Genomic DNA, 14,663 nt, shown 5'->3' on the forward strand with positions numbered 1-14,663 from the left:
TCCCTGGCCCAGTGCGGCTAACCCGGCGTCCTGCCGGGTTACCCACGGATTCAAGCCTGCGTTCGGCCAGCGTGGTTTAACGGGGCGCCTGAGATCAAAAGCAGATCAAGAGCGGCTCGCTTCGCATCGTGGTTACGGTGGGTGCTACGGAGTTGTGTAGATACCTATGGCTATCGGGAGCAAGCCCCCTCCCACAGGAGAACGCATTCCAAATGTGGGAGGGGGCTTGCCCCCGATGATCTTAAGGGCCCTGCTGATCCACCTGATACACCACCGGCTTTTCATCCTCCACCAGCGCCGTCACACTATGCGCGGCATACCCGTCTTTTTGCGCGTCCGAAAAATTCGCCACCAACCGCGTCCCATCGGCGAACGTCGTTTGCTGGAGCAGTTTGTCCGCCGTCAGCCAGCGAAAATCAGTCATCGCCCGCGTCGCCAACCGCTCATGCAGCGGGCGGAAAAACCGGTCCTGGCGCTCAATCACCGGCAGCCGTTCCTTGAGCGTTGCTGCACTTAAGTGATACAGCGGCGGCACGTTGTAGAGCAGTTGGGCCAGCTCATTCTCCGCCTGCACATTGCTTAACTTCAGGCTGTCGAACAACCAGTGATGGGTGGTAATCACCGAGCCGTGGAACACCGCCTGATACAGCGGCAGGCGCATCGTCGGATCGAAATACACCGTGCGCAGCGGCGCTTTCAAGGGCACCCGCTTGAAGAACACGGCCGGTTGCTCCGGCGGGTACCACTTGCCGACGTAGTTGGGTGACTGCAGGTCCTGGGTCATCTCCCGGTCACCCCAGCCGATCACCGGTGTTTGCATGCCATGGGCAAACAGGATGCCCTGGGCGGTGATGGCGTTGCCGTCTTCGGAGCCTGTGGGCAGTTTGAGCGAGGTGTTGATCCAGCGCGACGCGTCGATATTGGCCTGGGCATTTTGCGCCTGGGTCATCGGCGCACCGTCGCGGTAACTGTCATACAGCATGCTGGTGGCGTAGGCATCGAGGAACCAGGCGTTGTAGCCCGCCGCGCCCTGCACCGCCTTTACCCGTGCCTCCAGCAAAGGCCGCACACAGCGCGGATCGGTGTAGTGACCGGACTGCTGGAAGCCGGTTTTCAACGTGCCGTCTTTCAACATGATTGCGCAGTCGCGGTAGGCCTTGCCGCCCAGATGGGCCGTGGTCCAGTCGGGATTTTCCGTAGCCGAAAGCGCCGTTCCATAGGAATCATAGGGGGCGACCAGGTAACCGGCATCCACCCCCGCGCGAATCGCTTCGGGATGCCACAGGCCGCCTTCCCAGCCTTCGCCGAGTGTCAGCATCAAGCGCTTGAGCCCAGCGTCGCGCAAGGCCTGGATGCTCGAATTGCCCCAGGTTTCGGGGCGATCAGCCAACGCGCCGGCGAAATCCACGGCCAGTTCGCGACGCAACTCGCCGTAGCGAGCGGCAAGGCGATTCATGTCGGGTTCCGCCACCTGCCAAGCCTGCCGGGCCTTCTTGTTGATAGCCCCATTGAAGCCGCGCAACAGCACGGTTTGCTCGTAGCGATTCAACGCGCCTGCCTGCGCGAGCACCTGTGCGGATTCCTTGCCCATCAGCTCACTGAGCTCGTGCGTGCGCAGGCGTTTGATCAACGCGGGCCAATCACGTACATCATCGAGCGTGAGCAAGTCGTTGCCCCACAGGTAAACGTGACTGGCGCCGAGCAATTTTACCGCCTCGGGGGTTTGCCGCAGCTTGTCCGCCAGTGACTCGTAACGGCCCTGCTCGACCAGCCACTGACGATAACGCCTGGCGCCGGCCAACGGGTCGGCCTCGCCCAGATGCAAGCGCAGGGTCATCGGTGTCGAAGGCTCGAGCGAGGTAAATTCATGGGACACGGACAGCGCCATACCCTGGCCGTCCGCCTGCCATTCGAGGCGATTGTTATAGGGGTTGGTCAGCAGCCAGTTGAACGTGAAGCGCCCATGATCCACGCCCCATAACGGCAGGCTGAGGTCCTGGGTGGTACTGAACTCGCCCCACCCGATCAGGAAATCTTTCCACACGGCATTAGCGGCAGGCACGTAATGCCCCTCGGCCAACGGCCAGATCAGCCCCTGGCCCATGGCGCTGGCCGGCTGGCGCAGCAGGCCCAGCTTACCCGCTGCACGGGCAGTGATCGTCAGGGACAATTCGCGCTGTTCAAGCCGGGCCGTCAGGCGATACGCGCCGTTGTCCCACTGCCAGGAGACCTGTTCGGCATCGGCTTGCAGCGCGTTGACCGCATGGGCGGCGACACCGCTGGACGCTTGTACCGAAGCCTCGCCCGCGGGGGTGACGCGCAACGCCAGGGTGGCGGGATCGAGTTCGATACGCCACTGGGTATTTTCCAGCACGTTGGTGGCGAAGGTCGGCGGCGCAAGCACAAGCGCGCAGAGTAAAAGGAGTGGACGCAGGCACTGCATGGGAATCGACCTGGATAAGAAGAAGGCCGAAAGAGTAGAACAAGCTCAGGCTCGCCGGGGCGGCAAGCGGCGGTTTCGGAAGCTTCCCACAGCCTGACAAGATGCAGATCCAAATGTAGGAGGGGGCAAGCCCCCTCCTACATTTTTTTAACCGCGTTGTTCCTGAGATTCCTGCTTGGGTTCGCGGATTTTGTACCAGGCCACATACAGGGCCGGCAGGAACAACAGCGTCAGCAACGTGGCGATGATAATCCCGCCAATCATCGCGTAGGCCATCGGCCCCCAGAACACTTCCCGGGCAATCGGAATCATGCCCAGGCTGGCGGCCGCAGCCGTGAGCAGGATTGGCCGGCGCCGATGCTCGGTGGCTTCCACCACCGCATCCCACGGCGTGTAACCGGCCACTTCGTACTCATGAATCTGCGTCACCAGAATCACCGAGTTGCGGATGATGATGCCGATCAGCGCCAGGATGCCCAGGATCGCCACGAAGCCCATGGGCGTGCCCGTGGGAATCAGCGCCAGCACCACGCCGATCAAACCCAGCGGGGCGACACTGGCCACCAGGAACATCTTCTGCACGCTGTGCAACTGGATCATCAGGAAGGTCGCCATCAGGAACAGCATCAACGGCACCACGCTGGCGATCGGGCCCTGGGCCTTGCCGCTTTCTTCCACGGTACCGCCGGTGGCGACTTTGTAGCCCACCGGCAAACCGTCGCTGAACTTCTGGATAGTCGGCGCCAGTTGCTTGACCAGGTCGGTCGGCTGCATCTCGTCACGCACTGCGGCCTTGATGGTAATCGTCGGCTTGCGGTCGCGACGCCACACCAGCGGTTGCTCCAGTTCGTAGCGCACCGTGGCGAAGGCCAGCAACGGAATCGAGGTGCCGTTGGGTGTGACGATCTGCAGGTTCTGCAGGGTTTCCGGCGTACCACGCTCGGCGTCTTCAGCACGGCCGACCACATTGATCAGGTAAATATCGTCATGCACCTGGGTGACCGACGCGCCGCTGACCACGCTGTTCATCAATTGCGCGACGTCTTCGGACGACAACCCCAATTGCCGCGCCTTGTCCTGGGCGATGTCGATGCGCAAGACTTTGCCCGGCTCGTTCCAGTCGTAGATGATTTCGCCCAAGTGGGTGTTCTGGTCGAGCAAGGTCGCCAGTTCGATGGCGTGCTTGCGCACCTGGTCGGTGTCCTTGCCGGACACGCGGTACTGGATCGGCCGGCCCACCGGCGGGCCCATTTCCAGCGGCTGCACGAAGCTGCCGATACCGACGAAATCATCGCGCAGGCGCTTCTGCAGACGCGTAATCAACTCGCCGCGTTCTTCCAGGCCTTTGCTGACGATCACCAACTGCGCGTAGTAGGGGTTCTCCAACTGCTGGTCCAGCGGCAGGTAGAAACGGATCGCGCCTTGGCCGATGTAGGTGCTCCAGCGCGCGATGTCCGGGTCGTCCTTGATGATGGCTTCGAGGCGGTCGACCGCCTTGCGCGTCTCGTTGATCGAGGCGTTCTGCGGCAGGTTCAAGTCAACCAGGATTTCCGGGCGATCCGACGACGGGAAGAACTGGTTCTGCACGAACTGCATGGAAAACACCGAGGCCACGAACAGCGCCACGGTGATGCCGATGGCCCACCAGCGGTTGCGCATGGCCCAGAGCATGCCGCCATTGAAGGCGCGGCCGATGCGCCCCGGCTCGGCGTCGTGCGGCTTCACCTTGGCGCTGAGGATATGCACGCCGATCACCGGCGCAAACAGCACTGCCACGACCCACGACACCAGCATGGCCACGGCGATCACCGCGAACAGCGTAAAGGTGTACTCGCCCGCCGAGCTGGCGTTAAGACCAATCGGCACAAAACCGGCCACGGTCACCAGCGTGCCGGTAAGCATCGGAAACGCCGTGGAGGTATAGGCGTAGGTCGCGGCCTGCTCCTTGGTTTCGCCTTTTTCCAGGCGTGTGATCATCATCTCCACGGTGATCATCGCATCGTCCACCAGCAGGCCGAGGGCGATGATCAAGGCGCCCAACGACACCCGCTGCATGGTGATGCCGCTGTATTCCATGAACACGAACACCAACGCCAGCACCAGCGGAATCGAGCACGCCACCACCAGCCCGGCGCGCATGCCCAGGCTGATAAAGCTCACCACCAGTACGATGATCACCGCTTCGAACAGCGCACTGGTAAAGCCGCCGACGGCCTCTTCCACCACTTCGGCCTGATCCGACACCTTGTGCACGCCGACGCCCACCGGCAGGTCGGCGGTCAGCTCATCCATGCGCCCGTGCAGCGCCTTGCCGAACGACTGGATATTGCCGCCCTTCTGCATCGCAATCGCCAGGCCGATCGCCGGCTTGCCGTTGAAACGGAACATCGGCCGTGCCGGGTCGACGTAGCCACGGCTGATCTCGGCAATGTCGGCCAGGCGATAGAAGCGGTCATTGAGGCGCAGGTTGACGTTGGCCAGGTCCTTCTCCGAGGCGAACTGCCCGGAGGTGCGCACTGAAATCCGCTCCGGCCCGGCCTCGATCACCCCGGCGGGCGTGACCGCGTTCTGCGACTGCAGGCTTTGCACCACCTGGCGCTGATCGATGCCCAGCGCGGCCAGTTTGCGCGTGGAAAAATTCAGGTAAATCACTTCGTCCTGCTGGCCGATCATCTCGACCTTGCCCAGCCCCGGCACCGAGCGGATCTCGGCGCGCACCTGCTCCACGTAATCGCGCAGCTGGCGCATCGACAGGCCGTCGCCGGTAAAGGCGTATACCGAACCGAACACATCACCGAACTCGTCGTTGAAGGACGGCCCCTGCAAGCCTTGGGGGAAGGTGCCGCGAATATCGTCGATCTTCTTGCGAACCTGGTACCAGATCTCCGGGATGGCCTTGGCGCTGGTGGTGTCCTTAAGGAACACGAACACCGTGGACTCGCCCGGCCGGGTGTAGCTCTTCACGTAGTCGAGGGAGTCGAGTTCTTCGAGCTTTTTCTCGATGCGGTCAGTGACCTGCTTGAGGGTTTCTTCCTGGGTCGCGCCCGGCCAGCGGGTCTGGATCACCATGGTCTTGATGGTGAACGAGGGGTCTTCCTCGCGCCCCAGGTTCATGTACGAAAACACGCCCATCAAAAGCGCGACGAACATCAGGTACCACACGAAGGACTGATGCTTGAGGGCCCAGTCGGATAAGTTGAAGCTCCCTTTCATCGCGGGCTGTCCTCGTCGATTTTGACTTTTTGCCCGGGTTTCAGGCTGTTCACACCGGCGGTGACAATGCGTTCACCGGGTTTGACGCTGCCGTTGAGCACGGCGCTGTCGGCATCCCGGCTGACGACCGTGACGTCACGCGGCTGCACCGTCTGGCTCTGGGTGTCGAGCAGCCAGATGCGGGTCTTGCCGTCGACGTCCTGCAGAGCGCTCAGGGGCAGTTCGATACGCGGCGCGATGGCGCTGCTCAAGGTGACGCTGATGGCGGTACCCAGGCGGAACGCGGCGGGCGTTTCGGTCAGGCTCAGGCGTGCGCGACGGGTACGCGTGGCGCTTTGGGCCTGAGGCTCGATCTCGCGCACGATGGCGGTGGTCTGCACGCTCGGGTCCAGTTGCCCGGCGACGAGGAACACCACATCTGCGGGCAAGCGTTCGGCCAGCCCGGCGGGCAGGTCGATCACCGCTTCCTTGACGTCCGGGCGCGCAAGCGTCACCACTTGCTGACCGGCGCTGACCACCTGGCCGGCCTCGGCATTCCAGGCGGTGACGATGCCGGCGTGGTCGGTGCGCAGTTCGGCGTAGTTGAGCTGGTCCTTGGCCTGGTTGACCGATGCGCGCGCCTGATCGAGGGTGGCCTGGGTGGTTTTCAGGTCAGTCTGGGCCACGTCGAGCTGGGCCTGGGCACCGACGCCACGGTTGAACAGTTCCTGCTGGCGGCGGGCATTGGCCTGGGCATTGATGAACTGCGCCTGTACGCGCGCCAGGTCGCCCTGGGCGGCGCGCAATTGGTTCTGCTGGTCGGTGGGGTCGAGCACTGCAAGCAGGGCGCCCTTCTCCACCTCAGCGCCCACGTCCACGGCGCGACGCGCAATACGCCCGGGGACACGGAAACCCAGGTTACTTTCGTAGCGCGCCTGAATGGTGCCGGCAAAGCGACCGAGGTTTTCCTGGTCTTCGGCCTTCACCTCCATGGACAACACCGGACGCACCGGTTCGGGCGGCGCTTCTTCTTTGGAGCAGGCCATCAGCAACAGGCTGGCGGCGACAATTACCGTCAGTTGCCTCATGGCTGGGCTCCTTGCTGGGCGATTTCAACCGGCATGCCGGGGTGCAGCAATTGCCCACCGGCCACCACGACTCTTTCGCCGCCTTTGAGGCCATCGCCGATGATCACTTTGCCGGTGAGGTAACGCGCCACCGTGACTTTATGCAATTGCGCCTTGCCGTCACCGTCCACCAGCCACACGGCGGGTTCACTGAGGTCCTTGGTCAAGGCCGACCACGGCAACTCGATGCTGGCCCTGGCCGGGCCATTGGCGGTGGCGCTGACCACCGAGCCCAACTCCATGCCAGTGGGCAGGCTTTGCAGGGCGATTTTCACCTGCACGGTGCCGGTATTGGCGGCCACGGCCGGGGTGACTTCGCGGACCTTGCCCACGGCCTTGATACTCGGGTTGTCCAGCAGACTGACGGTAATCGGCGCATCCGACGGTGGTTCCACCAGCAAGGACTCATAGACGTTGAACACCGCATCACGCTCGCCATCTCGGGCCAGGCTGAAGATCGGCATGGTGGCCTGGACCACCTGGCCGACTTCGGCCTGGCGCGCGGTGATGATGCCCGGCGCGTCGGCGATCAGCGCGGTATAGCCGAGTTGCTCACGGGCGTTGGCCAACTGGGCCTGGGCGGCGGCCAGGGCGCTCTGGCTGCCGCGCAGCGCGGCCTGGGCGGAATCGTATTCGCTGCGGCTGGTGTAGCCCTTGGGCAAGAGTTTTTCCTGGCGCACGAAGGCAGCGGCAGTCTGCTTGACCCGCGCCTGCTCGGCCACGACCTGGGCCTGGGCGGAGTCGACGTTGGTCTGCAGGTCCTTGGGATCGAGTTTGGCCAGCACCTGCCTGGCCGTCACCCGGTCGCCCACATCGACCATGCGCTGGATGATCTTGCCACCCACGCGAAAGGACAAATCGGTTTGCACCCGCGCCTGGATATCGCCGGTCAGCGTGACCGCCGCAGCGAAATCCGCAGGCTGCACGGTTTGCACGAACACCCGGGAATGGGCTTTGGGCTCGGTCTTTTCCTCACCACAACCGCCAAGCAGCGTCAGTAAGCCAAATCCGAGTAAAAATGCCGAAATGCGACCGCCCATGCAGGCTCCTTTTGCGTGATGCCGACTTGCCAGTGTCTATGCGACTGTGAGCTTAGTTCAGGGTTCCTTATGTGCATGGAGGATCCCATACTCCAATGGAGGCCGCCATCGGGGGCAAGCCCCCTCCCACACTGAATTGGGTTCACAGGTTCTGGCGTGTGAATACAGTCAAATGTGGGAGGGGGCTTGCCCCCGATAGCCATAGGTATCTACACAACTCTGTAGCGCTCAACCGTAACCACGATGCGAAGCGAGTCGCTCTTGATCTGCTTTTGATTTCAGGCGCCCCGTTAAACCACGCTGGCCGAACGCAGGCTTGAATCCGTGGGTAACCCGGCAGGACGCCGGGTTAGCCGCACTGGGCCATGGATGGCCCATTGCGGCGGCCCACGGATTCAAGCCGGAGAGAGGGCACACCGAGCCCAGGCGAGGTGCCGAGTGGTGGGGCAAGAGCGTTTTGCTTACTTTTGCGCTTTTCAAAAGTGAGCCGCCGTCAGGGCGGAACCCTAAGTGGCCGTTACCGCAGAAACGGATATGTACTCAACCCAATCTAACATCCTGGTCGGCCCTGAGGCCGCCATCGGGGGCAAGCCCCCTCCCACAGTTTTGGTTGCGTTAAAAATTCAGGGACAAAAAAAACGCCGACGCTGTAATAGCCGCCGGCGTTGAAACCTTGAAGGGGGTTTTGGCTTACATCAGAACGCCGGCACGACCGCGCCGCTGTATTTCTTCTCGATGAAGGCTTTGACTTCCGGGCTGGTCAGCGCCTTGGACAGTTTCTGGATAGCGTCGCTGTCCTTGTTGTCCGGGCGAGCGACCAGGAAGTTCACGTAGGGCGACTTGGCATCTTCGATAATCAGCGCGTCCTTGGCCGGATTCAGGCCGGCTTCCAGCGCGTAGTTGGTGTTGATCACGTCCAGGTCAACCTGGTCGAGTACGCGCGGCAGCAGAGCCGATTCCAGCTCCTTGAATTTGAGGTTTTTCGGGTTGTCCTTGATGTCCTTCGGCGTGGACAACGCGTTGGTCGGGTCTTTCAGGGTGATCAGACCGCTCTTCTGCAGCAGCAACAGGGCGCGGCCACTGTTGGAGCCTTCGTTCGGGATGGCCACGGTGGCGCCATCTTTGAGCTCGGAAATATTCTTGATTTTTTTCGAGTATCCACCGATGGGCTCGACGTGTACGCCGACCACGGTCACCAGGTTGGTGCCTTTACCTTTGTTGAAGTTTTCCAGGTACGGCAGAGTCTGGAAGTAGTTGGCGTCCAGGCGTTTCTCGGCCACTTGCACGTTGGGCTGTACGTAGTCGGTGAAGACTTTGATCTGCAGGTCCACGCCTTCCTTGGCCAGGGTTGGCTTGATCAGCTCGAGGATTTCGGCGTGCGGGATCGGGGTGGCGGCCACCACCAGTTTCTCGTTGGCCTGGGCGAAGCTGGCCGTCAGGGCAGCCGCCAGTGCGGTAAACAACAGAACCTTTTTCATGCAATGTCCTTTTAACGACCGTTTTCATGTGAGGTGCCAGCGAAGTGCTATCGCGGCGTGGAGTGGACAATACCTAGATTTTTTATTCCCGAACAATATCTTTTATTCACGTTGATATTCCATTTTGCTCATACAGGAATGTTCGCAGCGTCTCCTGTTCCGCAGGGCTGGCACTCGCGAAAATCCGCTGCACCTGCTCCAACGGCGAGCCGGCGCTGGGCAAGTTCAGATGCTCGGGCAGAATTTCATCGCCGCTGCTCACCAACAGCGCAAAGTGAATGACGTTTTCCAGCTCACGGGTGTTGCCCGGCCAGCTGTGATGCTCCAGCACGCGCTGGGCGGCGTCGCTGATCAGCGGCACCGGCAGGTCCAGGCGCTGGCTGTAGATGCCCAGGAAGTATTCGGCCAGGGACAGGATGTCGCCGACCCGCTCGCGCAGCGCCGGCAGGTCCAATTGACCTTCGCTCAAATAATGGAACAGGCGCTCATGAAACTTGCCCGCCGCCACCGCCTGGGCCAGGTCGATGCTGGTGGCTGCCACCAGGCGCACGTCCACCGGGCTTGGCTGCTGGGCACCGACGCGGGTGACTTCGTGGTTTTCCAGGGCGGCGAGTAACTTGACCTGAATCGGCAACGGCAAATCGCCGATTTCATCCAGGTACAGGGTGCCGCCATTGGCCGAACCGAACCACCCGGCCCGGCTGCTCGCCGCGCCGCTGTGGCTGCCGGCGGCATAGCCGAACAATTCCGCGTCGGCGTACGTCGGGCTGATCGCACCGCAGTTGACCGACACAAACAGGCCCGTGCGGTCACTGCCCCGGTGGATATGCCGCGCCAGCAGCTCTTTGCCGCTCCCCGTCTCGCCATGAATCAACACGGGCAACGCACGCGGTGCCAGATTTTCCAGGTCTTCGCGCAGCTGCCGCGAACGTGGATCGACGAACACCAACGCTTTGGCGCGGATGCTCAGCGGGCTTTTTTCGGCGTCGGGGAAGGTCAGCAACGGCTGGCCGTAGGTTTCATGCAGACTCATGGCGGGCTCCCGCCCCATCCACTCAAGGGACGGGGCGTTGAAATATTTTATGCGCGGCGTCGCGCGTGATGCTCGAGGCGACTTTGCAGGCGATAGAGGTAGGCGAATCCCTGCTCCCAGCGCTGATGGCCGGACTTCACATTGATATGCCCGGCGCCCGACAATATGCCGGCTTCAGCCCCCCAATGACGCGCCAGCTCCAACGCCCGTGGCGCACTGACGGCACTGTCGTTGTCGGAGCTGACCACCTGGCTGGGAAACGGCAACAGGTCGGTAGGAATCGGCGCAAAGTTGCGCAGGGCGGGGGCACAGGCCGGACGTTCGACATCCGCCGGCGCCACCAGCAAGGCACCGCGTACCTGGCGCAGGAACTGCACAGGCGCGGTGGCCGCCCAGTGCGCCACGGTGATGCAACCCAGGCTATGGGCGATCAGGATCACCGGCGTGCTGTCGGCGGCGATGGCCTCGGCCAGCGCGGCCACCCAGTCTGCGCGGCGCGGGGTCAGCCAATCATCCTGCTCCACGCGCGCACTGTTGGGCAGGCTGTTCTGCCAGTGACTTTGCCAATGTTCTTCTGGCGATCCTTGCCAGCCCGGCACGATCAGGTAACGAATCGACTCGCTGTGCATGGGTGTGCCCTCCTGCAGCGTTTAACGTTGCTGACCAGTATAGGGACGCGGTTTATATTCGTTAAGGAATAAGAAGCTATTTATTAATAACCAAAATCCCAATCCCGCATGCAGTCAATGTGGGAGGGGGCTTGCCCCCGATAGCCAAAGTATCTACACAACTCAGCAACGCCAACCGTAACCACGATGCGAAGCGAGTCGCTCTTGATCTTGATCTGCTTATGATCTCAGGCGCCCCGTCAAACCACGCTGGCCGAACGCAGGCTTGAATCCGTGGGCAACCCGGCAGGACGCCGGGTTAGCCGCACTGGGCCATGGATGGCCCATTGCGGCGGCCCACGGATTCAAGCCGGAGAGAGGGCACACCGAGCCTAAGCGAGGTGCCGAGTGGTGGGGCAAGAGCGTTTTGCTTACTTTTGCGCTTTTCAAAAGTGAGCCGCCGTCAGGGCGGAACCCTAAGTGGCCGTTACCGCAGAAACGGATATGTACTCAACCCAATTCAACATCGTGGTCGGCCCAGAGGCCGCCATCGGGGGCAAGTCGAATCGTCGCACCGCCCCTCCCACATTTACCTCATCGGCCATACATAAAAAAAGGCCGCACCCTGCCAAGGAAACGGCCCAAAAATCGTCGAGGCTGTTGTGCAACTAACGAGCGGTTATCACCGACAGCTTGGTAATCCCCGCGCGCTCGATAGACGCCATGGCTCGCGCCACTTCGCCGTAGTTCACTCCATCGTCAGCCTGCAGTTGCACCCGCACATCGGGGTCCTTGGCCTTGGCCGCCTGCAGGTTGAATTCCAGCAGGTCCGGCTGGATTTCGTCCTTATTGATAAACAGCTTGCCGGCACCGTCGATGCTCACCACCAACGGGTCTTTCTGCTCGACCGGGGCCACGGCCTCGGTCTTGGGCAGGTTGATCGGGATCGAGTTGGTCAGCAGCGGCGCCGTGACGATAAACACCACCAGCAGCACCAGCATCACATCCACCAGCGGCGTGACGTTGATCTCGCTCAGCACCTCATCACTGTCTTGCGTGGAAAAGGCCATCTCAGGACGCCTCCTTCACTTTCTGCGGGTTGCCGACGCTGGCTTTGTTCAGCGCCGGATGCAGCAGCACGCGGAAGGCGTTTTTTTGCGCCAGGCTGTAGAAGTCGTGGGCAAAGTCGTCAAGGTCGGCAGCCGTCAGCTTCAGGCGGCGCAGGAAATAGTTGTAGACCAGCACCGCCGGTACCGCGACGGCAATCCCCACCCCCGTCGCGACCAGTGCCGCACCGATGGGCCCCGCTACGGTTTCCAGACTGGCTGAACCGGCGGCGCTGATGCCCTTGAGCGCCTCCATGATGCCCCACACGGTACCGAACAGGCCGATAAACGGCGAGGTACTGCCGATACTGGCGACCACCGCCAAGCCGGTTTCCAGGGAACGGCGCTCACGCACGATCTGCTGGCGCAAGGCCCGCTCGAGGCGGTCCTGGTGATTGATGGCCTGGCTCAGGTCAGCCGCGTGCTGCGTATCGCCAACCTGGATCGCGGCATACCCGGCCCGAGCCACCCGTGCAGCCGCACCCGGTTGGGTGTCGGCCAACTCGGCGGCGGCGTCGAGGCTCGATGCGGCCCAGAACTGTTTGTGAAACTTGCGATCCTGGGCCTTGAGACGCCCGAACTGCACGCCCTTCAACAATGCCAAGCCCCAGGTGGCGACTGAAAAGACCACCAGCAACCAGATCACCGCGCTTTCGATGGATTCAAGTGGAGATGCCAAAGCCATGATGTTTTCCCTCTGTGCCGCTGAATAATTAATGAATCTTGAAATCGATCGGTACGCTGACCCAGCCGTCCTGGGCCACTTCACCCTGCTTGGCCGGCACGAAGCTCCAACGCTTCACGGCGGCCAATGCGGCGTCATCGAGTTGCTGGCGACCGCTGCTTTTCTGCAGCTGGATCTCACCGGGTTTGCCGCTGGCCAATACGTGTACCCGCAGCAACACGGTGCCTTCCCAACCCCGCCGCTGAGCCAGTGACGGGTATTCCGGCGCCGGATTTTTCAAGTACGCGGCGTTGGCCGAAGCGGGCGTTACCGGTGCCGGCGCTGGTGGTGCAACCGGTGCCGGGGGCGCCGGTACAGGTGGCGCGGGCGGTTGTTCGACGGCCTTGGGTGCCGGCTTGGGCTCAGGTTTGGGCACAGGCTTTGGCTTGGGCTTGACCAGCGGTTTTGGCGGCGCCGGCTTGGCGGCCAACTCATCCACTACCGGCGGCGGTGGCTCGACCACGGGAGGCGGCGGCGGCACTGGCGGCGGCGGTGCAACCACCGGCGGCGCCGGCCGGGAAAACTCGATGGTCATCGGCGGGATTTCCGGCGGCACCACCGGCAGCACCGGGGTGGGCTTCTGGCTCACCCAATAGATCACCGCGCCGTGCAAGGCCAGCACCAACAAGCCCAACAGAACGCCTTCGCGCCGGCTGGAAAACCGCTTGGGGGTCTGCTGCAGACGCAACTGCCCCAACGGCGCGCGGTGCGGCCGGCCAAGGTCGACCAACTCACCGCTCGGTGCCAGGCGCCCTTGCGCCTCAGTGGCACGGGCGGCGGTCTGGACATTGCCCATTGATTCACTCCCTACGATTTTCAAACCTAAAAACCGACGGGCCTGCGTGGCAGGCCGTCCAGGGTTGAATCATCGGGCTGGGTGCTTATCTCTTAAAGTAATCTTTAAAGTTATGCTTATGCCTAATTTGAATAAATAAAACTGACTCATACGCCAAAGCCACGGTCTGCGCGGCCTGGCGCAGAGGTGGCATTTTTCAATGCGTTTCAGGCATGCAAAATATTCAGTAGAGGCATGGCCCAACGGGGCCGTTGGCGCACAAATCGAACAGTTCAGCCTGTAAGCACTGCCCTGCCGCGCTCAGGCCGCTGCGGGCATACAACGCCAGGCGCACGCCTTGCACCACGGGCAAACCGCTCTCTGCGCCCAGCACCACATGCCCGGCCTGCACCACCCGCAGCGGCAACAGACTCACGCCCAACCCCGCCGCCACGGCCGAACACACGCTGGCCAGGCTCGCGCTGGAATAGCCGATACGCCAGCGCCAGCCGCCCACTTCAAGGTGGTGCAGCATTTCATTGCGGTACAGGCCGCCCACGGGAAACGCCACCAGCGGCAACGGGTCGCGTCCCAGGCACGGCGTGCTGCGGCTGTCCACCCAGCACAGCGGCTCGGGCCACGAGGCCAGGCAGTCATCGCTGCTGCCCATCTGCTTGACCAGCAACACGTCGAACTCACCGCTGCGGTATTGGCGCTGCAGCTCGGGGCCCAGCCCGCTGGTGACCTCCAGGCGCACCCGTGGATAGGCCAGCACAAACGCCGAGAGCAACGGCATCAACCGCTGCGCCGCGAAATCCTCCGGCACACCCAGGCGCAACACGCTGTCGCTTTGCTGGTTGATCAACACATCGGCGGCCTCTTCATGCAGCGCCAGGATGCGTCGCGCATAGCCCAGCAAGCGCTCGCCTTCGGCAGTGGCGACGACACGGCGTTGATCGCGGTCCAGCAACTGGCACGCCACGGCATCTTCCAGGCGGCGGATCTGCTGGCTGACGGTGGATTGGGTCAAGTGCAGGCGCTCGGCAGCGCGGGTGAAGTTGCCGCAATCGACCACAGCGACAAAGCTGCGCAGTAATACGGGATCGAACATGATCATTCTCTTTGCCACTGGTTGGC

At 62.4% G+C, this 14,663-nt stretch carries 11 protein-coding genes; all 11 read right to left on the bottom strand.

The window, feature by feature from the left end; translation table 11 throughout:
• Window positions 1-241 precede the first annotated feature (241 nt).
• Window positions 242-2,443 carry a glycoside hydrolase gene (locus J1G34_RS14050; protein ID WP_222994215.1) on the bottom strand — a complete coding sequence of 734 codons (2,202 nt, stop codon included), beginning with the start codon at window positions 2,441-2,443 and terminating at the stop codon, window positions 242-244.
• Window positions 2,444-2,590: 147 nt separating this feature from the next.
• Entirely contained in the window at window positions 2,591-5,656 is a 3,066-nt protein-coding gene (locus tag J1G34_RS14055; protein ID WP_065893810.1) for an efflux RND transporter permease subunit, read from the bottom strand.
• Window positions 5,653-6,723, bottom strand: a complete 1,071-nt coding sequence (locus J1G34_RS14060) for an efflux RND transporter periplasmic adaptor subunit (RefSeq protein WP_065893811.1) — start codon at window positions 6,721-6,723, stop codon at window positions 5,653-5,655. The genes J1G34_RS14055 and J1G34_RS14060 overlap by 4 nt, the downstream gene beginning before the upstream one ends.
• The gene (locus J1G34_RS14065; protein ID WP_222994216.1) at window positions 6,720-7,802 is read right to left on the bottom strand and encodes an efflux RND transporter periplasmic adaptor subunit; all 1,083 of its coding nucleotides are present in this window, start codon (window positions 7,800-7,802) and stop codon (window positions 6,720-6,722) included. The genes J1G34_RS14060 and J1G34_RS14065 overlap by 4 nt, the downstream gene beginning before the upstream one ends.
• Before the next feature lie 695 nt (window positions 7,803-8,497).
• On the bottom strand, window positions 8,498-9,280 hold the full coding sequence (locus tag J1G34_RS14070) for a MetQ/NlpA family ABC transporter substrate-binding protein (RefSeq protein ID WP_065893817.1): 783 nt from the start codon (window positions 9,278-9,280) through the stop codon (window positions 8,498-8,500).
• Window positions 9,281-9,386: 106 nt separating this feature from the next.
• Window positions 9,387-10,313, bottom strand: coding sequence for a sigma 54-interacting transcriptional regulator (locus tag J1G34_RS14075; RefSeq protein ID WP_065893818.1), 927 nt, complete (start codon window positions 10,311-10,313; stop codon window positions 9,387-9,389).
• 47 nt (window positions 10,314-10,360) lie between these two features.
• Entirely contained in the window at window positions 10,361-10,942 is a 582-nt protein-coding gene (locus J1G34_RS14080; RefSeq protein ID WP_065896591.1) for an alpha/beta hydrolase, read from the bottom strand.
• A 647-nt stretch (window positions 10,943-11,589) separates the two neighbouring features.
• Window positions 11,590-11,991: an ExbD/TolR family protein gene (locus J1G34_RS14085; protein WP_065893820.1), complete on the bottom strand. Its 402-nt coding sequence runs from the start codon at window positions 11,989-11,991 to the stop codon at window positions 11,590-11,592.
• 1 nt (window position 11,992) lies between these two features.
• A complete protein-coding gene (locus tag J1G34_RS14090) occupies window positions 11,993-12,712 on the bottom strand; it encodes a MotA/TolQ/ExbB proton channel family protein (RefSeq protein ID WP_065893821.1) in 720 nt (239 codons plus the stop codon).
• A 28-nt stretch (window positions 12,713-12,740) separates the two neighbouring features.
• The gene (locus tag J1G34_RS14095; protein ID WP_122561794.1) at window positions 12,741-13,547 is read right to left on the bottom strand and encodes an energy transducer TonB; all 807 of its coding nucleotides are present in this window, start codon (window positions 13,545-13,547) and stop codon (window positions 12,741-12,743) included.
• Window positions 13,548-13,770: 223 nt separating this feature from the next.
• The gene (locus J1G34_RS14100) at window positions 13,771-14,637 is read right to left on the bottom strand and encodes a LysR family transcriptional regulator (RefSeq protein ID WP_222994217.1); all 867 of its coding nucleotides are present in this window, start codon (window positions 14,635-14,637) and stop codon (window positions 13,771-13,773) included.
• Window positions 14,638-14,663: the final 26 nt, after the last annotated feature.

Origin of the sequence: Pseudomonas sp. Wu6, from assembly GCF_019891515.1 — a bacterium.
GTDB classification, from domain to species: domain Bacteria; phylum Pseudomonadota; class Gammaproteobacteria; order Pseudomonadales; family Pseudomonadaceae; genus Aquipseudomonas; species Aquipseudomonas orientalis_A.

Coding starts and splice junctions, on each gene's coding strand:
- J1G34_RS14050 (WP_222994215.1), bottom strand. CDS start 2,443: ATGCAGTGCCTGCGTCCACTCCTTTTACTCTGCGCGCTTGTGCTTGCG.
- J1G34_RS14055 (WP_065893810.1), bottom strand. CDS start 5,656: ATGAAAGGGAGCTTCAACTTATCCGACTGGGCCCTCAAGCATCAGTCC.
- J1G34_RS14060 (WP_065893811.1), bottom strand. CDS start 6,723: ATGAGGCAACTGACGGTAATTGTCGCCGCCAGCCTGTTGCTGATGGCC.
- J1G34_RS14065 (WP_222994216.1), bottom strand. CDS start 7,802: ATGGGCGGTCGCATTTCGGCATTTTTACTCGGATTTGGCTTACTGACG.
- J1G34_RS14070 (WP_065893817.1), bottom strand. CDS start 9,280: ATGAAAAAGGTTCTGTTGTTTACCGCACTGGCGGCTGCCCTGACGGCC.
- J1G34_RS14075 (WP_065893818.1), bottom strand. CDS start 10,313: ATGAGTCTGCATGAAACCTACGGCCAGCCGTTGCTGACCTTCCCCGAC.
- J1G34_RS14080 (WP_065896591.1), bottom strand. CDS start 10,942: ATGCACAGCGAGTCGATTCGTTACCTGATCGTGCCGGGCTGGCAAGGA.
- J1G34_RS14085 (WP_065893820.1), bottom strand. CDS start 11,991: ATGGCCTTTTCCACGCAAGACAGTGATGAGGTGCTGAGCGAGATCAAC.
- J1G34_RS14090 (WP_065893821.1), bottom strand. CDS start 12,712: ATGGCTTTGGCATCTCCACTTGAATCCATCGAAAGCGCGGTGATCTGG.
- J1G34_RS14095 (WP_122561794.1), bottom strand. CDS start 13,547: ATGGGCAATGTCCAGACCGCCGCCCGTGCCACTGAGGCGCAAGGGCGC.
- J1G34_RS14100 (WP_222994217.1), bottom strand. CDS start 14,637: ATGTTCGATCCCGTATTACTGCGCAGCTTTGTCGCTGTGGTCGATTGC.